Source organism: Streptomyces parvus (assembly GCF_032121415.1).
Taxonomy (GTDB): Bacteria; Actinomycetota; Actinomycetes; order Streptomycetales; family Streptomycetaceae; genus Streptomyces; species Streptomyces globisporus_A.
In genome coordinates this window covers 77939-100868 of the sequence record NZ_CP135079.1, presented here as the reverse complement: position 1 = coordinate 100868, position 22930 = coordinate 77939, and the positions used below count along the sequence as shown (strand labels likewise).

Genomic DNA, 22930 nt, shown 5'->3' with positions numbered 1-22930 from the left:
GTGGTGAGGTGGTCAGGCGGCGACCGTGACCCGGGAGCCGTCGGAGCCCGCGGCCCCCGCCTCCCCGGCCGCGTCCGGAGCCGCCCTGCGTGCGCCCTTGAGCAGGACGACGAGCGCGGTCGCCACCAGCGTTCCGGCGGCGATGGCGAGCAGGTAGAGGAACGGCTCGCCGATCAGCGGGACGACGAAGACGCCGCCGTGCGGAGCGCGCAGCGTCGCGCCGAAGGCCATCGACAGCGCGCCGGTGACCGCGCCGCCCGCCATCACCGACGGGATGACCCGCAGCGGATCGGCGGCGGCGAACGGGATCGCGCCCTCGGTGATGAACGAGGCCCCCAGGACCCAGGCCGCGCGGCCGTTCTCCCGTTCGGTCTTCGTGAACAGCTTCTTGCGTACGGTGGTGGCGAGCGCCATCGCCAGCGGCGGGACCATCCCGGCCGCCATGACCGCGGCCATCACCTTCAGGCTGCCGTCGGTCGGATCGGCGAGACCGCCGACCGCGAAGGCGTACGCCACCTTGTTCAGCGGACCGCCCATGTCGAAGCACATCATCAGGCCGAGGACGACGCCGAGGATCACCGCGTTGGAGCCCGACAGGCCGTTCAGCCAGTCCGTCAGCGCGTTCTGCAGCGAGGCGATGGGCTTGCCGACCACGATGAACATCAGGAAGCCCACGACCGCCGACGCGATCAACGGGATCACCAGCACCGGCATGATGCCGCGCAACGTCGCATGGACCGGCACCCGTTGGATCGCCATCACCACCGCACCGGCCAGCAGGCCGGCGACCAGACCGCCGAGGAACCCGGCGTTCACCGTCAGGGCGATGGACCCGCCGACGAAGCCGGGCACCAGGGCGGGCCGGTCCGCCATCCCGTACGCGATGTACCCGGCCAGCACCGGAACCAGGAACGCGAAGGCCGCCGAACCGATCTGGTTGAGCAGCGCGGCCCAGCTGTCCGCCTCACCCCACACGAAGTGGTCGGCCACCGACTTGGCGCTCGCTATCTCATAGCCGCCGATGGCGAAGGACAGGGCGATCAGCAGACCTCCCGCCGCGACGAACGGAACCATGTAGCTCACACCGGACATCAGATACGTACGGAGCCGGACGCCGAAGTGCGCGTGGTCCGCGCCCGATCCGTCCTCGCCGCCGGAGTCCCTTCCGCCGTCGGCCTCGGACACGGCGGCGACCTCTCCGTGTTCCGCCTTGCGGCGGGCCTCGGCGATCAGCTCGGCGGGGCGGTTGATGCCGGCCTTCACCCCGACGTCGACCAGGGGCTTGCCGCGGAAGCGGGCCTTCTCCCGGACCTCCACGTCATGCGCCCAGATCACGGCGTCCGCCGCCGCGATGACGCCGGGGTCCAGCTTCTTGAAACCGGCCGAACCCTGGGTCTCCACCGTCACCTCGACGCCCTCGGCGCGGCCCGCCGCGGCCAGGGACTCCGCCGCCATGTAGGTGTGGGCGATGCCGGTGGGGCAGGAGGTGACGGCGACGATCCGGAAGGGTGCGCTCCCGGCCCCTTCGGCGGCCTCGGCCTCGGGTTCCGTGTCCTGCGGCTGCTTTGCCCGCTCGTCCTCGGCGGCGGGCTCCTCCGTCGCCTCCTCGCCCCGGACCAGCGCGGCCACCGCCGCCGGGTCTGTTCCGGCGCGCAGCGCGGCGGTGAACTCCGGGTCCATCAGCCGGCGGGCCAGCCCCGACAGGATGGTCAGGTGATCGTCGTCGGCCCCGGCGGGGGCGGCGATGAGGAAGATCAGGTCGGCGGGGCCGTCGGCCGCACCGAAATCGATGCCCGCCGCGCTGCGCCCGAAGGCCAGCGTCGGGGCGTTCACATGTTCGCTGCGGCAGTGCGGGATGCCGATGCCGCCGTCGAGGCCGGTCGGCATCTGTGCCTCACGGGCGGCGACGTCGGCCAGAAAGCCGTCGAGATCGGTGACGCGGTGCGCGGCCACCATCCGCTCGGCGAGCGACGTCGCTGCGGCGTCCTTCGTTGCGGCGGACAGATCGAGGTCGACCAGTTCCGCGGTGATCAGCTCACTCATCGCGGTGCTCCTTGCTCGGGGACCGCCGGGGCGGCGGCTCGGGGGGACGGGGCGGAGCTCGCGTACGGGTGGGGTCCGTACGGGAGGTGCGGGGATCGTGGGGGTGGCGGTGGTACGGGGGTCATGGGGCCGGCTCGCCCAGTGCCCGGTCCAGCGGTACGTCGGAGGTCGTCAGGACCGACGGCAGATCGAGGTGGGCCGGGGTGGGCATGAGGCTTCCGGCCAACTGCACGGCCGCGGCCCCGTGGGCGACGGCCGAGGCGAGCGCTCGCGGGCCCCGCCCGCCTGCGGCGAGGAAGCCGGCCAGCGAGGCGTCCCCGGCGCCGACATTGCTGCGTACGGTGGCCACCGGGGCGGTCGCGAAGTAGGCGCCCGACGCCTCGACCAGCAGCTGTCCGTCCGCGCCCAGACTCGCCAGCACCGACCGGGCGCCGCGCTCGCGCAGCTCCTCCGCGGCCTTCAGCGCGTCGCCCACCGTGGCCAGCGGACGGCCCACGGCCTCGGCCAGCTCCTGGGCGTTGGGCTTGATCACGTCGGGCTCTTCGGCGAGCGCGGCGGTGAGAGCCGCACCCGAGGTGTCCAGCGCGATCCGGGCACCGGCGCGGTGGCTCCGCTCGACGAGCTCCGCATACCAGCGCGGAGGCAGTCCGCGCGGCAGGCTACCGCAGCAGGCGATCCAGTCGGCGGCGGAGGACCGGACCCGTACCGCTTCGAGGACGTCCTCGGCCTCGGCCGGGCTCAGTTCGGGGCCCGCCGCGTTGACCTTGGTGAGGGTGCCGTCGGGTTCGACGAGGGTGACGTTGATCCGGGTGTTCCCGGCGATCGGCACCCCGGCCGCCTCGATGCCCAGATCGCCGAGGAGCCGGGTGAGCAGGGCGCCCTCCGGGCCGCCCATCGGGGCGACGGCGACGGTGCGGTGCCCGGCCGCCGCGACCGCGCGGGAGACGTTGACGCCCTTGCCGCCCGGATCGACGCGGTCCGCCGTGGCGCGCAGGACGGTGCCGCGCGTCAGGCCGGGCAGCTCGTAGGTCCGGTCGAGGCTGGGGTTGGGGGTGACGGTGAGGATCATGCGCGTACTACTTCCGTGCCCCGGCTCTCGATGGAGCGGGCGTCGTCGGGGCTGAGGCCCGTGTCGGTGATGAGCAGGTCCACATCGGTGAGGTCGCCGAAGCGGGCGAAGTGCTCCTGCCCGAACTTGCCGGAGTCGGCGAGCAGGACGACCCGGCGGGCCGCCTTGATCACGGCCCGCTTGACCGCGGCCTCGGCGAGGTCGGGCGTGGTCAGACCGCGGTCGGGACAGAAGCCGTTGGTGGCGAGGAAGACCACGTCGGCGTTGATCTCGGCGTACGAACCCAGCGCCCAGGCGTCGACCGCCGCGCGTGTACGGTGCCGGACCCGGCCGCCCACCAGATGCAGCGCGATGCCCGGGTGGTCGGCGAGCCGGGCGGCCACCGGCAGGGCGTGCGTCACGACGGTCAGCGCCGCGTCGACCGGTACGGCGGCGGCGAGCCGCGCGGTGGTGGTCCCGGCGTCGACGATCACATTGCCGTCGACGGGCAGTTCGGCGAGGGCGGCCTGCGCGATACGGTCCTTCTCGTCGGCGGACAGCGCGTCGCGCTCGGCGAGGTCGGGCTCGAAGTCCAGCCGCCCCACCGGAATCGCACCACCGTGCACCCGGCGCAGCAGCCCCGCCCGGTCCAGGGCCTTGAGGTCCCGCCGCACGGTCTCGGCCGTCACCTGGAACTCCTCGGCCAGGGACAGCACGTCCACCCGGCCGCTCTCCTGGGCGAGGCGGAGGATCTCCTGCTGACGCTCCGGTGCGTACATGTGGTTTCGTTTCCGTTTCATGCCCGAGTCTGTGGTTTCGCGCTCAGGTTACGTCCGGGGGGCAGGAATGTAAACACATTCGGGCGACGTGTGGGCATGAACGGATGCGGCGTGGTCCTACCGTGCGTCCGGGCACACGAGCGGGCGGGGCACACCGTGCACCGGTGTGCCCCGCCCGGCGGATCCGGTCAGCGGGTGCCGGGCGCGTCCTCGCTCAGGGGACGGGCCAGCAGGGGAGCGCCGGGGACCTGGTGGCCGCCGCTGGCGAGCATGCGGACCTCACCCCGGTCGCTGATCTCGGCGCGGATGATGCCCGTCTCGTCCTCGTACACCGGGAATCCGCCGGCCCCCAGCCGGTCGGTCAGCCGGACGGAGACCACGTCGTCCGCGGCGCCGGACATCTGGAAGATCAGCTCGTAACGCTCGGTGTGCACCATCTGATTCATGACGGCCTCCCGGCCGTGCGCGGAGAATACGGCCCTGCCGCCATTGTGTCGCACCCCGGCGCGCCCCGCCCGGGGAGCGACGGCCAACGGGCGGAGCCGCCCGGTCGATCGGGTGACTCCACCCGGTAGGACAACATGACGGAAGGCCTGAACGGCTAGGCATGCGTGCATGAGACTTGAGCCTCGACGAATGAACAGTGCCTCCTCCCGTTCCCGCACTCTCAAGGCGGTCGGCGCCCTCTCCCTGGCAGCGGCCACGGCCCTCCTGATGACCGGATGCGGCCAGAACTCGGACAGCGCGACCGGCGCGGCCACCTCCGAGGCGGCCAAGGTCGTCCCGCAGAAGCAGACGACGACGCCGTCGGCCACCGCCAAGCTGACCGAGGACCAGCAGGAACGCAAGAAGGTGCTCGACGCCACGAAGGTCACCTTCGACGACGCGGCCACCACCGCCACCGGCGAGGTCGCGGGCGGCAAGCTCGTCGATCTGGACCTGGAGGGCGTGGACGACGAAGACAATCAGAGCCCCAGCCCGACCGCGACCGGCAGCCCGACCGGCTCGCCGAGCCCCAGCGGCAGCGGCAGCCCGAGCCCCAGCGGAAGCGCCAGCCCGAGCGCCAGCCCGGGCGCCGACGGCCCCGTCTGGGCCGCGGAGGTCGCGGAGAAGGACGGCACGATCCACACCGTCCGGATCAACGCGGTCGACGGCAAGGTGATCGAGGCCCGTGTCGACGCGGACCAGGACGCGGACGACAAGAAGCAGACGGCCGACCAGCTCGCCCAGGCCACCCAGACCCCGCAGCAGGCGGCCAAGGTCGCCACCGACAAGAAGAAGGGGACGGTCACCTCCGTCAGCCTCGAGGACAACGACGGCAACGGCGTCATCTGGCAGGTCGACGTGGTCGGTTCCGACTGGAAGAAGACGACCTTCGACGTGGACGCCAAGAACGACACCATCGTCCGCGAGGAGACCGACAAGGACTGACCACCCGCCCGACCCGCCAAGGGGTACGCCGGACACCCGGCGTACCCCTTCTTCTGTCCGGACCTAGTACGCGCCGCCCGGCTTCCGGCGGTCGAGCAGCCGGCAGACGAAGTCCTCCTGGAGCCCCCGGAGGGTGGCCAGCAACCGCGGGTTCGTCGCACTGTTCACCTGGGAGGTGAGGGAGACGGTCAGGGAGCGCTTGCCGTCCTTGGTCGCCGCTGCCAGCTGGGTGTAGCCGGGGAAGTTGCCGGTGTGGCCGTACACGGTGCCGCAGCGCGTCGTGTAGGAGAAGACGCCGAGACCAGCCCTGTTGCGGCCCGGGCCGGCGGGTTCGGAGCTGCCCGCGACGAAGGACAGCTGCTGCCGTCGGACCTCGGGCCCGACGCCCAGCCCCCCGGCGTAGCCACGGATGAAGGCCCCCAGGTCCCGGGGTGTGGAGACGATGCCGCCCGAAGCCCACACGCCCGACGCGCCGAGCACCGTGCTGACGTCCTCCGGCGCGTTCGGCGGGTCCACCGCGTATCCGTGCAGGTAGGGCTCGGGGAGCCGGTAACCCTGCGGGAGGCTGGTGTCGCGCAGGCCGAGTGGCCGGTACACGAGCTCGGCGAGGAGCTTCTCGTACCGCCGGCCCGTCACCGCCTCGGCCATCAGCGCGACGGCGATGTTGTCGGAGTTGGAGTAGCGGTACGCGGATCCGGGCCGGAACCGCAGCGGGTCCCCGGCGACGTAGTCGAGCAGCCGGCGGGAGTCGAAGTGCCTGCGGGGATCGGCCGTCAGCTCGGCGATGAACGTCGGGGCCTCGGTGTAGTCGGGGAGCCCGCTGGTGTGGTTGAGGAGCTGGCGGAGTGTCACCCGGTGCCAGGCGGCGGGCAGCCGGGGCAGCCGCCGGCCGATGGTGTCGCCGAGACCGAGCGCGCCCCGTTCGGTCAGCTGCAGGGCGACCGAGCCGCTGAAGGCTTTCGCCGTGCTCGCGATCCGCATGTGGTCGGTCGTCCGGGGCGGACGCCCGGTGCCGAGCTGCGACGTACCCGCCCGGTACACCTCGCTCCGGCCGTCGGCCGTGAGGACGGCGATGGCGCCGGGCGGCCCGCCCGGGGTGTCCACGAGCGCCTGGAGCCCGCGCCGCAACGCGGGGTCGGCCGGCCCGTGCGGGCCGCCGCCCCCGTCCGGGCCCCTGTCACCGCCCGCGTGGGCCGTGCCGCTCATCAGCCCGGCGAGCGATGCGGCGGCAAGGGCGGCGACGACGGCTCTCCGCCGCCGGGGCCGAGGGCGGGGGAGCGGGGCGTCCGGTTGGGAACGTGCGGGCACGGGGGCCTCCTGAAGGCGGTGGGCGAAGGGCGGGGCGCAGATGTACGGGCCGCACCCGCGAGCCCCAGCATCGGGCGGCCGGACGGTGCTTGCCCCCGAGGTGGACCATCCGGGCGACCGCTGCCACACACCCGGCGTCAGGCCCCACGCCCGGCGCCGCCCGCTCTTCCCCCGCCTCTCGCCGCCGCTCTCTCCGGCGCGGCGGTCAGTGGGCCGGGGGAGCGCCCCCGCTCAGATCCAGGACGTACCGCCGCCCGGGGCGGTCGCCGAACATGACGTCCTCCAGCGGCTCGAACCCCGTACGCGCCAGCACCGCGCGGGAGCCCGTGTTGTCCAGCGTCGTCTCGGCGCGCAGCGAGGTGAGGCCGTACTCCTCCACCGCCAGCAAACAGACCTGCTGGACCGCCCAGGTGGCCAGCCCCTGGCCCGCGGCCTTCTCCGCTATCCGGTAGCCCAGCTCGGCCGAAGAGTTCCGCACCTCGACGAGGTTGATCCGGCCGAGGACGCCGCCGTCGCCGTCCTCGATGAGGTGGAGGTGGTGCAGCCCCGCGTCCTGCTCGGCGAGCAGGACGCGATGGCGTTCGGTGAACTCCGCGAAATAGGCGTCGCCCCGGTCGGTGATGGACGCGGCGAAGTAGGTCCGGTTCTCCCGCTCGAAGGCGAGCAGAGCCTCGGCATGGTCGGGGCGGAGTCGGCTGATCGACGTCATACCCGGATGCTAAGCCCACGCTCCCCGTGGGTGCCTCCTCGATTCACGGCCCGGCTCCTGGCGGACGGAAACGGTCGGACACCCCCTAGCCGGGGTTCCCGCGCTCCAGCGCGAGGGCCAGGCCGCGTTCGGCGTCGTCGGCCGAGGCGCGCCGGTAGGCCCGCTCGTACGCCGAGTCGCCGGCGGCCTGCCGGGCTCTCAGCTCCCACTGCTCGCGGATCGCCCCGAGCTCCGGAGTGCCCCGGTGCGGGTGGCCGATCATGCGCCAGTAGGCGTGCCCCGTACCGGACGCCTGGGCAGCGGCCACCCCGTTCCCCTGGGCGGCGATGGCCCCGGCGAGCAGATCGAGGCCGAGCGCTATGCCGAGGCTGTCGTGGAGTTCGTGCTTGCTCGCGAGCATCGCGCGCGCGTGGCTCTCCGCATGACGGGGACGGCCCTGGAGCAGGTGGATGAGGGCGAGTTGATGGTCGGCGTAGGCCCGTGCCCAGTGCTCCCCGAACCGCAGACTGGTCCGCTGGAGCCGCATGGCCTCCTCGTACGCCTCGTCGAGGCGGCCGAGCGCCGACAGGGCGAACAGCCGTATCACCCGGCAGCGGAGCTGCGAGGGGGTGGCGGCCGGGTCCCCGGGGTGGTCCACCAGCGCCCGGTCGCTGACGGAGTACGCCGTGAGCGGCCGGCCCATCATCAGATATGTGAAGCTCACGGAGTGGGCCGCGAGGAGCACCGACTCCGGGGCCTCTTCGCGGCGGGCCGCCTGCTCGCACTCCTCGCCGGTGCGGCGGGCCGCCTCGTGGTCGCCCTGGAGCGTCAGCGTGATCCCCAGGGCCCAGAGCGCCCGGGTGCGGTGCGGACCGGCCGAGAGCGGCAGGGCGAGCACCCGTTCCAAGTACGTACGGGCCTGGTGCAGATGGCCGCAGCAGCTCCAGAAGAGACCGGCGCACCCGGCCATCTCCATCGCCATCTCCGGGTCCTCGGCCAGCAGATGGTCCAGGGCCGCGCACAGGTCCGCGTGGGTTTCGGCGATCCGGTGGTACCAGAGGACCTGCGACGGTCCGAGCCACCCCGTGTACGCCTGGACGGCGACATGGGCGAAGTGCCGGGCGTGGCGGTCGGTGAGGAGCGCGTCCTCCGCCAGCTCGGCCAGCCACATCGCCCCGTACTCGCGCAGCGTGTCCAGCATCCGGTAGCCGTCCCCGGTCCGCCGGAGCACGGACTGGTCGGCCAGGCGTTCCAGGGCGGGGGCGACGGCCTCCGCGTCCAGCGGCCCGCCCGCGCACACCGCCTCCGCGTCCGGCGTCGTGATGACGCCTCGGAAGACGGAGAGCCGTGCCCACAGCAGCCGCTCCAACGGGGCGCAGAGCTCGTGGCTCCAGCCGATGGTGGTGCGCAGGGCCCGGTGGCGGCGCGGCCAGACGGAGTCGTCGGTGAGGTCCTCCGTCCGGGATGCCAGCCGCCCGGTGATCTCCTGCGCGCTGCTCTCGCGGAGCTGGGCACAGGCCAGTTCGACGGCGAGGGGTATGCCGTCGAGGCGGCGGCAGATCTCGGCGACGGCGGCCGCGCTCGCGGGATCGTCGAACGAGAGGCCCGGAGCGACGGCGGCCGCGCGCTCGTGGAAGAGCCGGACGGCCTCGTCGCCGCCGTCGCCCGCGGAGAGCGGGGGCACCTCGACGCATCTCTCGCCCGCCGAACCCAGCGGCTCCCGGCTGGTGGCCAGGACCGTCAGCCCCGGGGCCGCGGAGAGCAGTTCGGTGACGAGCCGGCCACAGGGGCCGACGATCCGCTCGCAGCAGTCGAGGACGAGGAGCAAGCTCTTTCCGGACAGCCATTCACCGAGCGCGGCCACCGGCCGACGCGGACTGTGGTCCAGGAGCCCGACGCCGTCGGAGACCGTCGTGGCCAGCAGCTGGTCGTCGTGGAGATGGGACAGGTCGGCCCACCAGACGCCGTCGGCGTACCGGCCCCGGGCACGCTCGGCGGTGCGCAGGGCCAGCCGGCTCTTGCCGACCCCGCCGCTGCCGGTGAGCGTGACCAGCCGATGATCTCGAAGTGCCCGTTCGACGCTGACCAGTTCGCTGGTGCGGCCCACGAAACTGGTCGTCACGACGGGAAGGTTGCCCATCACGGGGACATCCTGCCTCGCCACGGCCTACCGCCTCCGTTCATAGCGAAAAGCAGTCAGAAACGGCCGACAATGCATCTCTTTCGATCGGCAAGCGGCATCGGTCGAACGGCGGGGCGGTGGTCGTGGCGGTGCCTGAGGCGTCGTGGCGGTGCCTCGGGCACGGTGGCGGTGCTCAGGTGTCGAGAACGGCCGCCAGTGGATCGAGGGCTCCCAGGGGATCAGGGCCGACCGGAGCGAGGACGTTGTCGGTGACGCCCGCCGCCCGCAGCCCGTCGAGACGGGCCCGGGCCTCCGCCGGCGTCCCGGCCACGGCGAGCCGGGCGACCCAGCCGTCGGGCATGCGCGCCGCGAACTCCTCGCGGCTCGCGCACCCGGCCCGCAGCGCGACCAGTTCGTCGGCGAACGGGAGCGGCACGATGTGCGCGTGCCAGTCGGGCTCGCCGATCCACTCCAGGCCCGGGCGGGCGGCGGCCAGCGCGGCGGACGGATCGGCGCCGACGGACGCGATGTTGTACGCGACGAGCCGGTGGGGGCGTTGGGCGGCGATCTGCCCGAGCGCCGTCCGCACGTACTCGGGGGCGACCGGCTCCGCGAGGACGGTCCCGTCCGCCACGTCGCCGGAGAGCGCCAGGGACTTGGGGCCGCGTACGCCCGCCAGGATGTCGGGCACGGCGTCGGGCAGCGCACTGCGGTCGAGCTGTACGCCGTCGAGGTGCACGTACTCCCCGCGAAGCTGCACCGGTTCGCCGCGGAGCAGGGCCCGCAGGGCGTCGATGTACTCGCGAAGGAAGGTGAGCGGGCTGTGGGGCCACTGACCGACGCTGCGCATCCATTGGGGCATGCCGTGCCCCACGGTTACGTCGATCCGGCCGGGGAAGAGCTGCGCCAGCGAGGCGATCTCCAGCGCGGCGAACGCCACGTTGCGGGCCCCGGCGGGCAGCAGTCCGATGCCGACCCGGATCCGGTCGGTGGACGCCAGCACGGCGGCCGCCTGGGCGATGCCGCCGCGGAAGCCGAGGTCCTCGACCACCCAGACGGCGTCGAACCCCAGCTCCTCGGCCCGTCGCGCGTACGGCAGGACGCGGTCGGCGGGCAGGTCGCGCGGCAGCAGGACGCTCACGGTCCGATCGGCGGCGGGGGAACGCACAGGTGCTCTCCTTCGGTCGGCGGCCGGGCGGCGGCGAGCACTTCGCCCGCCACTGCGTCCCAGCCTGGGGAGACAGACAAGCAGACAGCGAGGCACCGAGGGCCTGCGGGGGCGGGGGACGGCGACGGAGGGGCGTTGTCCTACCCCTGCGCTACGTTGCTGGCATGACGCAATTCGTACTCGTGGCAGGGGCCTGGCTCGGTTCGTGGGCGTGGCGCGACGTGGAGCCCGACCTGCGCGCGGCCGGTAGCGGGGTCCACCCGCTGACGCTGTCGGGGCTCGCCGACAAGCAGGGGCCGGTGGCAGGGCTGCAGACGCACGTCCAGGACATCGTCGACGAGGTCGAGCGCCTCGGCCTGCGCGATGTGGTGCTCGTCGGGCACAGCTACGCGGGGATCCCGGTCGGGCAGGCGGCCGAGCGGATCGGCGACCGGCTCGCCCGCGTGGTCTTCGTCGACTCCAACGTCCCGGTCGACGGCGAGTCGTTCGTCTCCGGCTGGCCGGACGGCCGGGCCGGTGTGGAGGCCGCCATCGCCGCCAACGAGGGCTTCTGGCCGTCGCCGACCGCCGCCGACTGCGTGGACCAGGGACTCACCGACGAGCACATCGCCCGGTTCATCGGCGGCGCGACACCCCACCCCGGCGCCACGCTCACCGATCCCGCGGTCCTGGCGGGTCCGTTGGGGCTGCTGCCCGCGACATACGTCAAGTGTCTGCTCGACTGGCCCGAGCCGAGCCCCGAGGTGGCCGAGCTGCTGACGAGCGAGCGCTGGCGGCTGGTCACGATGAACACCGGCCACTGGCCGATGTTCTCGCAGCCGCGCGAGCTCGCCCGGATCCTGCTCGACGCGGCGGGGCCGGACCCGGCGGGATCGGAAGCGTGACCATGACGACCTCGTCCCACCCGGAGCGGCGTGCACCGGAAGCAGCGGCCACGGAGCATCCGGAGATCACTTACATCGGTTGCGCGCGGTGCGGCACCCTGATCGCGGGCCTCGACGGGAGGTACGCCTGCTCGGGCTGCGGCTGGGTCAACGAGTGGACCGAAGGCCACCGCCCCCTGCCCGAGGCCCGGCGCCGCCGCACCTGAGCCCGCACGGCGCGCCGCCGCACCTGAACCCCGCCACCGGCGCTCCGACGGCCGCCGACACCCCGACCCGACGACCTGGCGGCATCCCGGCCGCAGAGAGACCTCGCCATGCCCCACCCGCGCGACACCGACCCGATCCGCGCCTCCCTGGGCGAGATCGCCTCCCTGCTCGCCCCGGCGCACCCCGGCGTCGCCGAGGAGGTGCTCCGCGCCCACGACAGCCCCCACGACTACGTGAGCGCTTTCGCCGACCGGCTGAACGAGCGGGGCATCGACGAGCCGGTCGACAACCTCGCCTGGGTCGCGCTCATCGACGCGCTCGCCGCGCACGGTCTGCTTGCGGAGTTCGACTGGAAGGAGGACCCGCAGGAGATCCGGGCCCAGCTGCGGAAGCTGGAATCGCGGCCCTCCGTGGACCCCTGGGTGCTCTTCGAGGCCGACGGGACCACCCTGCCGACCGAGGCGTTCCTGCACGCCTGCGGTCGCCACTACCGGGAGGTCGGTGCGGCCCTGGCCGTCCTCGACATCGCATCCGACTGCTACCCGGTGGCCGGTCTGCGGGCGGCCCGGGCCGACGAGCTGACCGTGCTCGCCGCCCGGGCGGGCTTTCCCGTGCACCACCTCGGCGCGGCCCGCCGCAGGCCGTGACGGAGATCTCGCCCGCAGCCTCCGGGCCGCTACGGACCGGCGTTCCAGCAGGTGCGGCGGGGTCCGAGCCCCGGAACGGAATCGCGAGCGCCGCCGCCCACCACGTACACTCGCCCCCGCCTCCGCCGACCGGCGGAGGCATTCCGCACCCGACCGACGGGGAAACAAACCGTATGAGTTCCGCAGACAGCACCGAAGCACCGATCTACGCCGGCCTCGTCGAGGAGCAGGGCGACGTGCCCGCCGAAGTACGCCGGGTGGCCGAGGAAGTCCTGCGCGAGGCCGACCGCGCCCTCGACTTCGGCACCGTACGAGCGGCTGCCGCAGCCCGCTAGCAGCGAGCCGGACCCCCGGTCGCAGCCGCCCGAGGGCGGCCATGCCCATCACGGGACGATAAACGTCCTGCAACTATTGCCATATTCTTGCGTTCGCGACGCGATGGTTTGCTGACAACTATCGCCGGTGGACGTGGGTGAGGCCGCGGTAGGCCGGACGTCCGTACGACGAGCCCGATCCCACCGCGGCCCCCCGGCCGCCCGCCGCGATCGCCCCGGCGGCCGCGCTTCGGTGAGCGGTCCACGCACCCGCGTGGAGAGCGCTCCCAGCCGGCCGCCGAGAGGCGGAACCCCCTCGTCGTGGCGCCCCTGTCGCGCCTGCGGGGCGTATCGGCCCTGCGTGAAGCGCCGCCCGCCGGCGTCGGCCCGCACGTTCCCGCCCCGGTGATCGCCCCCGCCGACGGCCCTCTGTGATCGCCCCGGAGGCACCCCCGCGCTCGCCGCGCACCCGCCCCTCGCTTACCCCCTGCTTGCCTCGGAACCGCCGTCGATCCGACCGCTTCCGTCAGCTGACACAGCACCTCGTCGGCAGATGCTGTCAAAGATTTACGGAACCTGCGCGACATCTTGCGGACATACGTCGGCGGTGGTTGAGTGTGGGTCGCCGCACAGCTCGGGGCTGTCGGCTTCCCGCACTCCTGCCCTAAAGGGGTCCACCGATGAGAAGTTCTGTTCTTCGTCGCACCTGCACCGCCGCCATCGCCACCGCACTTGCCGTCACCGGCCTGGCCGCCTGCAACTCCGAGGGCGACAGCGCGGCGGACGGCAAGACGCGCATCACGGTCAACTGCTGGCCCCAGCCGAGTGCGAAGACCGACCACAAGCGGTTCGACGAGGACGTCAGGACGTTCGAGAAGCAGAACCCCGACATCGACGTCGTCGCGCACGACGCCTTCCCGTGCCAGGACCCCAAGACCTTCGACGCGAAGCTCGCCGGCGGGCAGATGGAAGACGTCTTCTACACGTACTTCACCGACACCGAACGCGTCGTCTCCATCAACCAGGCCGCGGACATCACCGAGTACGTCAAGGACCTCAAGGCGTACAAGGACATAGCCCAGCCCCTGCGCGACGCCTACACCGTCGACGGCAAGATCTACGGCATCCCGCGCACCAACTACTCCATGGGCCTGCTCTACAGCAAGCCGCTCCTCACCAAGGCCGGGCTTGACCCCAGCAAGCCGCCCACCACCTGGGCAGAGGTCCAGGCCGCGGCCAAGAAGATCGCCGCGCTCGGCGACGGAACCGTGGGCTTCGCCGAGTACAGCGCGCAGAACCAGGGCGGCTGGCACTTCACCGCCTCGATCTACTCCCAGGGCGGCGCCGTCGTCAGCGAGGACGGCAAGAAGGCCACGGTCGACACCCCCGAGGGCAGGGCCGTCCTGCAGAACCTCAAGGACATGCGCTGGCGCGACAACTCCATGGGTGCCAAGCAACTCCTCATCATCAACGACACCCTCCAGATGATGGGCTCCGGCAAGCTCGGCATGTACCTGGCCGCCCCCGACAACGTCCCGCGTATCGTCAAGGAGGCCGGTGGCAGGTACGAAGACCTCGCCTTCGCCCCGATGCCCGGCGGCAAGGGCACCCTCATGGGCGGCGACGGCTACATGTTCAACAAGAAGGCCACTCCCGAGCAGATCAAGGCCGGCCTCAAGTGGCTGGAGTGGACCTTCCTCACCCCGGGCCAGGGCTACATGAACAACTACGCCCGCGCGGCCTCGGACAAGTCCCCGGTCGGCCTGCCCGAGCCGCGGCTGTTCACCGGCGCCACCGACGCCAAGGACCAGGAGCTGAAGAAGGCATCGGCCAACGTCCCGGTCGAGAACTACCGGGCCTTCATCGACGGCGGCCAGCAGCTCGACATGAAGCTGGAGCCCAAGCACGGCCAGCAGATCTACGCGGTCCTCGACGGCGCCGTCTCGGCCGTCCTGACGAAGGAGGACGCGGACATCGACGCGCTGCTCAAGGACGCCCAGTCCAAGATCGACGGAATCCTGGCCCGAGGCTGAACGCCGTGAAGACCACCTCCCGCCCCGCAGCGCCCGCGAGACCGCGGTCCGCCGGTACGACGCCTCCCCCGGGGGACGCGCGCCCGGCGGGCCGCGGGCGCCGGGAAGCGCTGCGCAGGAAGATCGCCGACCAGGCCACCGCGTACGGGTTCCTGATCGGAGGGCTGCTCTGCTTCATCCTGTTCTCGTGGTACCCGGCGATCCGGTCGGTGATCATCGCGTTCCAGAAGTACACCCCCGGCTCCGACCCCGAGTGGGTCGGCACCGCGAACTTCACCCGGGTCTTCCAGGATCCGGAGTTCACGGCCGCCTGGCGCAACACGCTCACCTTCACCGCGCTCGCCCTGGTCATCGGGTTCGCCATTCCGTTCGTCCTGGCGCTCGTCCTCAACGAACTCCGGCACGCCAAGGCGTTCTTCCGGGTCGTCGTCTACCTCCCCGTGATGATCCCGCCGGTCGTCAGCGCCCTGCTGTGGAAGTGGTTCTACGATCCGGGCGCGGGCCTGGCCAACGAGGTGCTCGGCTTTCTCCACCTGCCGGCGTCGAACTGGACCAACGGCGCCGACACCGCGCTCGTCTCGCTGGTCGCCGTCGCCACCTGGGCCAACATGGGCGGCACCGTCCTCATTTACCTCGCCGCCCTCCAGGGCATACCCGGCGAGCTGTACGAGGCGGCCGAGCTCGACGGCGCGTCCGTCTGGCAGCGGGTCCGGCACGTCACGATCCCGCAGACGCGCTTCATCATCCTGATGCTGATGCTCCTTCAGGTCATCGCGACGATGCAGGTGTTCACCGAACCCTTCGTCATCACCGGCGGCGGCCCGGAGAACTCCACCGTCACCGTGCTCTACCTGATCTACAAGTACGCCTTCCTCTACAACGACTTCGGCGGCGCGTCCGCCCTCAGCGTGATGCTCCTCCTGGTGCTCAGCGCGTTCTCCGCCCTGTACCTGCGACTCACCCGCACCGACTGACAGGAGCGTCGCCCGCCATGACACAGACAGCTCCACCCCCGGTACGGAAAGCGCCCGCCGTCCGCGCCAGGAAGTCCGGCGACACCCCGGCCGAGCGGTCCGTACGCACCGTCATCTCGCCGCTGGCGCTCGCCGGACGCCGCGGCAAGGTCGCGTACTGGTCGGTCTTCGCCCTCGTCGTCCTGCTCTTCGCGTTCGCGTTCCTCTTCCCCGTCTACTGGATGGTCACGGGCGCGATGAAACCGCCCGAGGAAGTGGTCCGCACCCCGCCCACCCTCGTCCCCGAGCAGTGGCGGCTGAGCGGCTACACCGACGCCTGGGAGCTGATGCGGCTCCCGACCCACCTGTGGAACACGGTCGTCCAGGCGACCGGCGCCTGGGTGTTGCAGATCGTCTTCTGCACCGCAGCCGCCTACTCCCTGTCCAAGCTCAAGCCGGCCTTCGGCAACGTGATCCTCGGCGGCATCCTCGCCACCCTCATGGTCCCGGTGCAGGCCCTCGTCGTACCGAAGTACCTCACCATCGCCGACATGCCGCTGATCCACGTCAACCTGCTCAACGAACCCCTGGCCATCTGGCTGCCCGCCGTCGCGAACGCCTTCAACCTCTATCTGCTCAAACGGTTCTTCGACCAGATCCCGCGCGACGTCCTGGAAGCCGCCGAGATCGACGGGGCGGGCAGGCTGCGCACCCTCTGGTCCATCGTCCTGCCCCTGTCGAGGCCGGTCCTCGGCGTCGTGTCGATCTTCGCGCTGGTCGCCGTCTGGCAGGACTTCCTCTGGCCGCTGATGGTCTTCTCCGACACCGAGAAGCAGCCGATCAGCGTCGCCCTCGTGCAGCTCTCGCAGAACGTCCCGCTGACCGTGCTGATCGGGGCCATGGTCATCGCGAGCATCCCGATGGTCCTGATGTTCCTGCTCTTCCAACGGCACATCATCGCCGGAATCAGCGCGGGCGGCACGAAGGGCTGACCCACGCCGCCCCGGTGGCGCACATCCTCCAGGACCCGCCGCCGTCCCAGGCCTTCCCGCCCCGCCCCGGGGCGGCGGCGTCAGCCCCGCCAGCTCTCCCGCTCCTCCCTGTCGCGCGGACCGGCCCACCCCGCCGGCGACCGCGCCCGCCCGAAAGGAACCCGCCTTATGGAAGGCAGCCAGCTCGCCGCCGACGACTGGTGGCGCTCTGCCGTCATATACCAGGTCTACGTCCGCAGCTTCGCCGACGGCGACGGCGACGGCACCGGCGATCTGACGGGCGTACGGTCCCGGCTGCCCTACCTGGCCGAACTCGGCGTCGACGCGCTCTGGTTCACCCCCTGGTACCTGTCGCCGATGGCGGACGGCGGATACGACGTCGCCGACTACCGGGCCATCGACCCCGCCTTCGGCAACCTCGCCGAGGCCGAGAAGCTCATCGCCGAGGCCCGCGAGGCAGACATCCGCACCATCATCGACATCGTCCCGAACCACGTCTCCGACCAGCACGCCTGGTTCAGGGCGGCGCTCGCCGCGGGCCCCGGCAGCCCGGAGCGCGAACTCTTCCACTTCCGCCCCGGCCGCGGCGCCCACGGCGAACTGCCCCCCAACGACTGGGAGAGCGAGTTCGGCGGGGTGCCCTGGACCCGCGTCGAGGACGGCGAGTGGTACCTCCACCTGTTCGCCACCGAGCAGCCCGACCTCAACTGGGCCCACCCCGCCGTACGCCAGGAACACGAGGACGTCCTGCGCTTCTGGTTCGAGAGAGGCGTCGCCGGCGTGCGCATCGACTCCGCCGCCCTCGTCGCCAAGGATCCCGCCCTCCCGGACCTCGCAGGACACCGGGGGGCCCACCCGTACGTCGACCGGGACGAACTGCATGACATCTACCGGAGCTGGCGGGCCATCGCCGACGAGTTCGGCGGCGTCTTCGTCGGCGAGGTCTGGCTGCCCGACGCGGAGCGCTTCGCCCGCTACCTCCGCCCCGACGAACTGCACACCGCCTTCAACTTCACCTTCCTCAGCTGTCCCTGGGACGCCGGGCTGCTGCGCCGCGCCATCGACGACACCCTCGCCGAGCACGCCCCCGTCGGCGCCCCCGCCACCTGGGTCCTCTGCAACCACGACATCACCCGCACCGTCACCCGCTACGGCCGCGAGGACACCGGATTCGCCTTCACGGCCAAGGCGTTCGGCGTCCCCAGCGACCTGGAACTCGGCACCCGCCGTGCCCGCGCCGCCGCCCTCCTCTCCCTCGCCCTGCCCGGCTCGGTCTACCTCTACCAGGGCGAGGAGCTGGGCCTGCCCGAGGCCGACGTACCACTGGACCGCATCCAGGACCCCATGTACTTCCGCTCCCAGGGGCGGGCCCCCGGCCGCGACGGCTGCCGCACCCCGCTGCCCTGGGCGACCGGCGAACCCTTCGCCGGCTTCGGCTCCACCGTGGAACCCTGGCTCCCCCTGCCCGCCGACTGGGCGTCCCGCGCGGCCGACCTCCAGGAGCGGGACCCCGGCTCCATGCTGGCCCTCTACCGCGAAGCCCTGCGGCAACGGCGCTCCCTGACCGCCCTGCACACCGAACCGCTGCGCTGGCTGAGCGAGGAGCCCGGCCTCCTCGTGTTCGCCCGGGGCGAGCACCTCGTCTGCGCCGTCAATCTCGCCGAGCACCCTACACAGCTCCCCGCCCACACCGAGGTCCTGCTCACCAGCGGCCCCCTGGACGCCGACGGCCGACTGCCCCGGGACACGGCGGTGTGGCTGGCCCTCTGAACCCCTACGCCACACCGTCCGGGAGTAGCCCGGCCGCGGCCTCCTGGGGCGCTCGCCCCAGGAGGCCTGAGTATCCGCACTCAGGCCCCCGGCCCCGCCCGCCACGACGATGAGGGCGTGGCGGGCGAAGCCGGGAAGGGCGGCCCGGCACCGCACCGCCGTCCACCGGGACGGCCGCGCCCGTCGGACCCTGGGAGAACCGTGCTCAGCCGCATCGCCGCCGCCGTCGTCCCCTCGCTCGGACGCCTCACCGTCACGTCCGACCTCGCCACGGCCCCCGCCGCCGGCAGCATCATCGTCGCCAACCACACCTCCCTGGCCGACCCGGGCATCGTCCTCGCCGCACTGCTGCGCCTCGGGGTCGAACCCGTCGTCATGGCCACCGCGGGCCTGTGGCGCATCCCGGTCCTCGGCCGTCTCCTGGAGCAGGGCGGCCACGTGCCCGTGCACCGGAACACCCATCGGGCGGCGGGCGCCCTCGACGCGGCCGCCGTCGCGCTGCGGGAGGGCCGCCATCTGCTCATCTACGGCGAGGGACGACTGCCCTGCCGCCTGGACGCGGCCGAGGCCCCGCCGGAGAGCTTCCGCAGCGGCCTCGCCCGCCTCGCCCGGGCGTCCGGGGCGCCTGTCGTGCCGCTCGGCCAGGCGGGCGCCCGCCGGGTGACCTCGGGCCGGTGCGTCAAGCAGATCTCCGGGCTCCTCACCGCCCCGGCCCGCCGCCCCCGCCTCCACGTCCACATCGGCTCCCCGCTCCACCTCCCGCCGGAGGTGGGGACGGCGACCGCCACGGCCCGTGCGGCCGTCACCGCCGCCTGGCGCACCGCCGCGCACCACCTCGGCGAACCCGCGGCGCTCACCGGAGGCTGAACGCGCAGCGCGCCTGGGAAAGCGGGCTACCCCGCGTCCCGGGCCGCCTGCTCCAGGCGCTGCCGGTAGCCCTCCCACCACGCGCGGTCGCCCGGAGGCATGTTGTCGTTGCCCGAGCGCAGCCCGACCGCCCCGTCGACGAGCTCCCGCACGACGTCGGCGTGACCGGCATGCCGCTGGAGGTCGGAGATCACATGGACCAGGATCTGGTGCAGCGTCACCCGGCTCCGCTCGTCGGGCCACCACGCCACCCGACCGACCGCGTCGAGCGGCAGCTCGGCGATCGTCGCGTCCGCGTGCCGGGTCACCCGGCGGTACAGGGCGAGAATGTCCTCGCGGGATTCGTCGGCGGTCGCCCACATGTCCTGGTTCGCCTCGGCGTCGTCCTCGAAGGCGGGCACCACCTCGCCGAACGGCCGCCCGAACGTCTCGCCGAAGTAGCCCAGCTCCACCCCGGCGGCATGCTTGACCAGTCCGAGGAGGTTCGTGCCGGTCGGCGTCAGGGGGCGCCGGGCGTCGTATTCCGACAGCCCTTCGAGCTTCCACACCAGGGCGTCGCGAGCGGACTGGAGATAGCGCTGGAGGTCGGCCTTCGGCTGCGAAAGGGTCATGCGAGCAGTCTGTCACCGGGCACCGACAATCCGCCCCGCCCCCGGGCAGCGGCAGGCACCCCGCCCGTTCCGGGGCACGCCCCGGGTGGCGGCGGCGCCCGGGGCGGCGTAGGTATGGAGAGGTGCTGCTCCGAGGGCGTACGGCACCACGGAGCGTACCGGTCCGTGAACGGACGGTTGCAGCAGGCCAACCCGGCCGGACCGCCGTCGGCGTCCGCCGGCACCACCGGGGGCGAGGAGACGGATCCCGATGACCGAGGCAGAGCAGATCACCCCGGTGCACGGGATCCCGTGCTGGGTCAGCCTCATGACCCGGGACCTGCGCGCCGCCCAGGACTTCTACGGGACCGTCCTCGGATGGACCTTCCGCTCCGGCACTCTCGGCGAGGGCTTCTCCGTCGCCCACGTCGACGCCCTGCCCGTCGCCGGCATCGGACAGATCGCCCCCGGCCTGCCCACGGCCGTCTCCTGGACCCCGTACTTCGCCGTCTCGGACGTGGACACCGCCGCGGCCCGCGTCCGGGAACGGGGCGGCACCATCGCCGTCGGCCCGATCCGGATCGGGCCCGGGCGGGGAGCCGTGGCCGCCGACCGGGAAGGAGCCGCGTTCGGCTTCTGGGAGGGCCGGACCCCGCCCTGGTCGTTCGGCCGCGACAGCGCACCCGCCTCCCTCGAACTGCGCACGAGCCACGCCTTCGACTCCGCGATCTTCTACGCCGAGGTGTTCGGCTGGGCCTCCGAGGAACCCGGGGGCTGCGAGGTCGGCTACGCCTACCGGCAGGACGCGGTCGTCGTACGGCAGGGCGGCAGCACCGTGGCCACCCTGCGAGGCGGCGGGGACGCGTCGTCCCCCGACCCCCGGCTGCGCCCGCGGTGGCACGTCCGCTTCCAGGTCGAGGACCTGGAAGCGGCCACCGGGGCCGCCCGCGCGGCGGGCGGCACGGCCGGCCCGCCGGTGGACTCGCCCGCCGACGGAAGCGAAGCGGTGATCGAGGACCCCGACGGCGGTATCTTCACCGTCTGCGCCCACCCGGCGTGACCGCCGCACGAGACCTCAGCAGGCGCGGAACACGTACCCCGGCCGCCCGACCGGGACGACGTCGAGATCCCGGCGCACCACGGAGACCGTCGCCCCCACGGACGAACACGCCTCTTTGAAGTCACCGGCGGTGTACTCGACGACGAAGACCCTGTTGTCGTACGCGGAGGCGTAGTCGGCGCACTCGTCGTAGCGGCCGCACTCCTCGGCGACGGCGAAGTCGAACCCGATCTCCTCGCGCTTCCCCAGCAGGTCCGTGGTGTTCTTCTGGCCGATCGCCAGGCCCGCCGCGTGCGCGCGGTCGGCCAGGAGCTTCGCGAACGCCGCGTTGTCCGCCCGGGTCAGCAGACCGTCGGAACGCTCGAAGGAGTCGAGGTTGTCCGGCTCCACCGCCTGGAAGCCGGACTCCGCGCAGCCGTCGATCCACTCACCGACGATCTTCGCCAGCCGGGTGCGCTTGTCCGCGGTCGAGGTGTCGAGCAGTGCCTCGCCCCAGGCCTCGTCCTCGACCAGGTCGCCGTCGGCGTCACGCAGCAGCAGATCCGGGTCGTTCTCCTCCCACCGGTCGAGGGCGTCGGGCTGGGTCTGGAAGGCGTTGACGTAACAGACGTTGTAGAGGCCGTCGGCGGGTCGGGCGCCCCGGTCCCGGGAGACCGCCTCGACCCCGGCGGGCGGGGTGTACGGCCCGCCGATCTGGTAGTCGAAGGCCGCGTTCGCGGTGGGCGGCACGACCTTCGGCGCGGCCTTGGCCGGGGAGTCCGTGGCGGAGGCGTGGGACAGGAGCAGTCCCGCTCCCGCCGCGACCGCGATCCCGCCGGCCAGGGCGGCGAGGACGCGCCCGCGGCGGAGTGGAGGACGGACGGTGGGCTGGGGCATGCGTACTCCTGTTGCGTGGGCTTCCGGCCTCCGCCGTGGCCCGTCAGGCCGGCGAGGCCCCGATGGGCGGGAAGATGTCGGGCGCGGGCCGTGGCGTCCGGGTGCCGGGGGATTCGGCGAGCGCGTCGGCGCTCAGTCCACCGGTTCCGCACCTCCCTATTGGGTTAGGCAAACCTATCTCGAAGGGGCCGAGGGGCAATCGGCCCTCCGCCCGCGAGCGCCTCGGCGGCCTCCGCCGCCACCGCCTCCGCCACGGTCGCCAGAGCAGGCGAGTCCAGCTTCCACTGCTGCCAGTGCAGGGGTACGTCCACGGTGTGGTCCGGGGTGAGCAGGATCAGCCGGCCGCCGCGCAGCAACGGCTCCGCCTGGACGTCGGGCACCATGCCCCAGCCCATGCCCGCCGCCACCGCGCTCGCGAACCCCTCCGAGGTGGGCACCAGATGACGCCGGGCGCTCGCCCGGGCCCCGGGGACCAGCCGGCGCACGAAGGCGTCCTGGAGATCGTCGCGCCGGTCGAAGCTGATCACCGGGGCGTCGCCGATCAGCTCGCGCACATCGGCGCCCGCCGGCCTCCCCAGCCACCGGTCTGCGAAAGAGGGACTGGCCACCGGCAGATAACGCATCCGGCCGAGCCTGCGCACCGAGCACCCCGTCACCGCCTCCGGCGACGAGGTCACCGCGGCCATCACCAGCCCCTCCCGCAGCAGAGCGGCCGTATGGTCCTGGTCCTCCCGGTGCAGTTCGTAGGCGAGGTCCAGCTCCCGCGGTACGCGCCGCAGGGCGGGCAGGAACCACGTCGCCAGGGAATCGGAGTTCACCGCGATCGACAGGGGCGTCGGCTCGCCCGGCCCCGACATCCCGAGCGCCGTCCGCGCGTCGCGCTCCAGCCGGGCCAGCTGGCGGGCGAAACGCACCACCACCTCACCGGACTCGGTGGGCCGCACCGGCTTCGTACGCATCAGCAGCACCCGGCCCGTGCGCTGCTCCAGGGCCTTCACCCGCTGGCTGACCGCCGACGGTGTCAGCCGCAGCGCGTTCGCCGCCGCGTCGAACGTGCCTTCGTCGACCACGGCGAGCAGCGTGCGCACCTGGTCGAGAGGAAGCTCGGACATCATGAACGCTAATGATACGTAAGAATCTTTAGCTGGAC

At 72.6% G+C, this 22930-nt stretch carries 22 protein-coding genes; 11 read left to right on the top strand and 11 right to left on the bottom strand.

The window, feature by feature from the left end; translation table 11 throughout:
- Nucleotides 1-12: 12 nt before the first annotated feature.
- The 4 genes from RNL97_RS01375 to RNL97_RS01360 form a co-directional block, all read right to left on the bottom strand.
- Nucleotides 13-2043: a PTS fructose transporter subunit IIABC gene (locus tag RNL97_RS01375; RefSeq protein WP_030587597.1), complete on the bottom strand. Its 2031-nt coding sequence runs from the start codon at nt 2041-2043 to the stop codon at nt 13-15.
- 121 nt (nt 2044-2164) lie between these two features.
- Nucleotides 2165-3112: a 1-phosphofructokinase gene (pfkB, locus tag RNL97_RS01370; protein WP_030587594.1), complete on the bottom strand. Its 948-nt coding sequence runs from the start codon at nt 3110-3112 to the stop codon at nt 2165-2167.
- Entirely contained in the window at nt 3109-3870 is a 762-nt protein-coding gene (locus RNL97_RS01365; RefSeq protein ID WP_030587592.1) for a DeoR/GlpR family DNA-binding transcription regulator, read from the bottom strand. Before RNL97_RS01365 ends, pfkB begins: the two co-directional genes overlap by 4 nt.
- Nucleotides 3871-4058: 188 nt before the next feature.
- Nucleotides 4059-4307 carry a DUF6296 family protein gene (locus RNL97_RS01360; RefSeq protein WP_030587588.1) on the bottom strand — a complete coding sequence of 83 codons (249 nt, stop codon included), beginning with the start codon at nt 4305-4307 and terminating at the stop codon, nt 4059-4061.
- A gap of 199 nt (nt 4308-4506) precedes the next feature.
- On the opposite strand from RNL97_RS01360, the gene RNL97_RS01355 reads away from it, so the two are divergent.
- Nucleotides 4507-5301 carry a PepSY domain-containing protein gene (locus tag RNL97_RS01355; RefSeq protein ID WP_030587585.1) on the top strand — a complete coding sequence of 265 codons (795 nt, stop codon included), beginning with the start codon at nt 4507-4509 and terminating at the stop codon, nt 5299-5301.
- 63 nt (nt 5302-5364) lie between these two features.
- Here RNL97_RS01355 and RNL97_RS01350 read toward each other — a convergent pair whose 3' ends face one another.
- The 4 genes from RNL97_RS01350 to RNL97_RS01335 form a co-directional block, all read right to left on the bottom strand.
- Nucleotides 5365-6507, bottom strand: coding sequence for a serine hydrolase domain-containing protein (locus RNL97_RS01350; RefSeq protein WP_313751598.1), 1143 nt, complete (start codon nt 6505-6507; stop codon nt 5365-5367).
- A gap of 307 nt (nt 6508-6814) precedes the next feature.
- A complete protein-coding gene (locus RNL97_RS01345) occupies nt 6815-7318 on the bottom strand; it encodes a GNAT family N-acetyltransferase (protein ID WP_030587579.1) in 504 nt (167 codons plus the stop codon).
- Nucleotides 7319-7403: 85 nt separating this feature from the next.
- Complete coding sequence (locus RNL97_RS01340) at nt 7404-9437, bottom strand: ATP-binding protein (protein ID WP_030587576.1); 2034 nt, start codon at nt 9435-9437, stop codon at nt 7404-7406.
- 175 nt (nt 9438-9612) lie between these two features.
- Nucleotides 9613-10587 (bottom strand): LLM class flavin-dependent oxidoreductase, encoded by a 975-nt coding sequence (locus RNL97_RS01335; protein WP_030587572.1) that lies wholly within the window; start codon nt 10585-10587, stop codon nt 9613-9615.
- Nucleotides 10588-10751: 164 nt separating this feature from the next.
- Between RNL97_RS01335 and RNL97_RS01330 the strand changes: the two genes are divergently transcribed.
- From RNL97_RS01330 to RNL97_RS01290, 9 genes are all read left to right on the top strand, one after another.
- Nucleotides 10752-11471: an alpha/beta fold hydrolase gene (locus RNL97_RS01330; RefSeq protein WP_030587570.1), complete on the top strand. Its 720-nt coding sequence runs from the start codon at nt 10752-10754 to the stop codon at nt 11469-11471.
- 2 nt (nt 11472-11473) lie between these two features.
- A complete protein-coding gene (locus RNL97_RS01325) occupies nt 11474-11677 on the top strand; it encodes a hypothetical protein (RefSeq protein ID WP_030587566.1) in 204 nt (67 codons plus the stop codon).
- Between the two features lie 108 nt (nt 11678-11785).
- Complete coding sequence (locus RNL97_RS01320; RefSeq protein ID WP_313750276.1) at nt 11786-12325, top strand: DUF6630 family protein; 540 nt, start codon at nt 11786-11788, stop codon at nt 12323-12325.
- A gap of 173 nt (nt 12326-12498) precedes the next feature.
- On the top strand, nt 12499-12660 hold the full coding sequence (locus tag RNL97_RS01315; protein ID WP_010060665.1) for a hypothetical protein: 162 nt from the start codon (nt 12499-12501) through the stop codon (nt 12658-12660).
- A 659-nt stretch (nt 12661-13319) separates the two neighbouring features.
- Nucleotides 13320-14672: an ABC transporter substrate-binding protein gene (locus RNL97_RS01310; RefSeq protein WP_030587561.1), complete on the top strand. Its 1353-nt coding sequence runs from the start codon at nt 13320-13322 to the stop codon at nt 14670-14672.
- 5 nt (nt 14673-14677) lie between these two features.
- Entirely contained in the window at nt 14678-15646 is a 969-nt protein-coding gene (locus tag RNL97_RS01305) for a carbohydrate ABC transporter permease (protein ID WP_030587556.1), read from the top strand.
- 17 nt (nt 15647-15663) lie between these two features.
- The gene (locus RNL97_RS01300) at nt 15664-16617 is read left to right on the top strand and encodes a carbohydrate ABC transporter permease (RefSeq protein ID WP_243312978.1); all 954 of its coding nucleotides are present in this window, start codon (nt 15664-15666) and stop codon (nt 16615-16617) included.
- Between the two features lie 168 nt (nt 16618-16785).
- The gene (locus RNL97_RS01295; protein WP_243312975.1) at nt 16786-18387 is read left to right on the top strand and encodes a glycoside hydrolase family 13 protein; all 1602 of its coding nucleotides are present in this window, start codon (nt 16786-16788) and stop codon (nt 18385-18387) included.
- Between the two features lie 201 nt (nt 18388-18588).
- Entirely contained in the window at nt 18589-19254 is a 666-nt protein-coding gene (locus RNL97_RS01290) for a lysophospholipid acyltransferase family protein (protein WP_243312973.1), read from the top strand.
- 26 nt (nt 19255-19280) lie between these two features.
- On the opposite strand, the gene RNL97_RS01285 is transcribed toward RNL97_RS01290, so the two are convergent.
- On the bottom strand, nt 19281-19865 hold the full coding sequence (locus RNL97_RS01285; protein ID WP_030587544.1) for a DinB family protein: 585 nt from the start codon (nt 19863-19865) through the stop codon (nt 19281-19283).
- A 250-nt stretch (nt 19866-20115) separates the two neighbouring features.
- Between RNL97_RS01285 and RNL97_RS01280 the strand changes: the two genes are divergently transcribed.
- Nucleotides 20116-20904 (top strand): VOC family protein, encoded by a 789-nt coding sequence (locus RNL97_RS01280; protein ID WP_030587541.1) that lies wholly within the window; start codon nt 20116-20118, stop codon nt 20902-20904.
- A 15-nt stretch (nt 20905-20919) separates the two neighbouring features.
- Here the strand turns inward: RNL97_RS01280 and RNL97_RS01275 are convergent, their stop codons facing one another.
- Nucleotides 20920-21780, bottom strand: a complete 861-nt coding sequence (locus RNL97_RS01275) for an endo alpha-1,4 polygalactosaminidase (protein ID WP_030587538.1) — start codon at nt 21778-21780, stop codon at nt 20920-20922.
- A gap of 164 nt (nt 21781-21944) precedes the next feature.
- Entirely contained in the window at nt 21945-22895 is a 951-nt protein-coding gene (locus RNL97_RS01270) for a LysR family transcriptional regulator ArgP (protein WP_030587536.1), read from the bottom strand.
- Nucleotides 22896-22930 lie beyond the last annotated feature (35 nt).

Excerpts from the sequence above, each read along its gene's own strand:
- RNL97_RS01375 (WP_030587597.1), bottom strand. The coding sequence starts at position 2,043 with ATGAGTGAGCTGATCACCGCGGAACTGGTCGACCTCGATCTGTCCGCC.
- pfkB (WP_030587594.1), bottom strand. The coding sequence starts at position 3,112 with ATGATCCTCACCGTCACCCCCAACCCCAGCCTCGACCGGACCTACGAG.
- RNL97_RS01365 (WP_030587592.1), bottom strand. The coding sequence starts at position 3,870 with ATGTACGCACCGGAGCGTCAGCAGGAGATCCTCCGCCTCGCCCAGGAG.
- RNL97_RS01360 (WP_030587588.1), bottom strand. The coding sequence starts at position 4,307 with ATGGTGCACACCGAGCGTTACGAGCTGATCTTCCAGATGTCCGGCGCC.
- RNL97_RS01355 (WP_030587585.1), top strand. The coding sequence starts at position 4,507 with ATGAACAGTGCCTCCTCCCGTTCCCGCACTCTCAAGGCGGTCGGCGCC.
- RNL97_RS01350 (WP_313751598.1), bottom strand. The coding sequence starts at position 6,507 with ATGAGCGGCACGGCCCACGCGGGCGGTGACAGGGGCCCGGACGGGGGC.
- RNL97_RS01345 (WP_030587579.1), bottom strand. The coding sequence starts at position 7,318 with ATGACGTCGATCAGCCGACTCCGCCCCGACCATGCCGAGGCTCTGCTC.
- RNL97_RS01340 (WP_030587576.1), bottom strand. The coding sequence starts at position 9,437 with ATGGGCAACCTTCCCGTCGTGACGACCAGTTTCGTGGGCCGCACCAGC.
- RNL97_RS01330 (WP_030587570.1), top strand. The coding sequence starts at position 10,752 with ATGACGCAATTCGTACTCGTGGCAGGGGCCTGGCTCGGTTCGTGGGCG.
- RNL97_RS01325 (WP_030587566.1), top strand. The coding sequence starts at position 11,474 with ATGACGACCTCGTCCCACCCGGAGCGGCGTGCACCGGAAGCAGCGGCC.
- RNL97_RS01320 (WP_313750276.1), top strand. The coding sequence starts at position 11,786 with ATGCCCCACCCGCGCGACACCGACCCGATCCGCGCCTCCCTGGGCGAG.
- RNL97_RS01315 (WP_010060665.1), top strand. The coding sequence starts at position 12,499 with ATGAGTTCCGCAGACAGCACCGAAGCACCGATCTACGCCGGCCTCGTC.
- RNL97_RS01310 (WP_030587561.1), top strand. The coding sequence starts at position 13,320 with ATGAGAAGTTCTGTTCTTCGTCGCACCTGCACCGCCGCCATCGCCACC.
- RNL97_RS01300 (WP_243312978.1), top strand. The coding sequence starts at position 15,664 with ATGACACAGACAGCTCCACCCCCGGTACGGAAAGCGCCCGCCGTCCGC.
- RNL97_RS01295 (WP_243312975.1), top strand. The coding sequence starts at position 16,786 with ATGGAAGGCAGCCAGCTCGCCGCCGACGACTGGTGGCGCTCTGCCGTC.
- RNL97_RS01285 (WP_030587544.1), bottom strand. The coding sequence starts at position 19,865 with ATGACCCTTTCGCAGCCGAAGGCCGACCTCCAGCGCTATCTCCAGTCC.
- RNL97_RS01280 (WP_030587541.1), top strand. The coding sequence starts at position 20,116 with ATGACCGAGGCAGAGCAGATCACCCCGGTGCACGGGATCCCGTGCTGG.
- RNL97_RS01275 (WP_030587538.1), bottom strand. The coding sequence starts at position 21,780 with ATGCCCCAGCCCACCGTCCGTCCTCCACTCCGCCGCGGGCGCGTCCTC.
- RNL97_RS01270 (WP_030587536.1), bottom strand. The coding sequence starts at position 22,895 with ATGATGTCCGAGCTTCCTCTCGACCAGGTGCGCACGCTGCTCGCCGTG.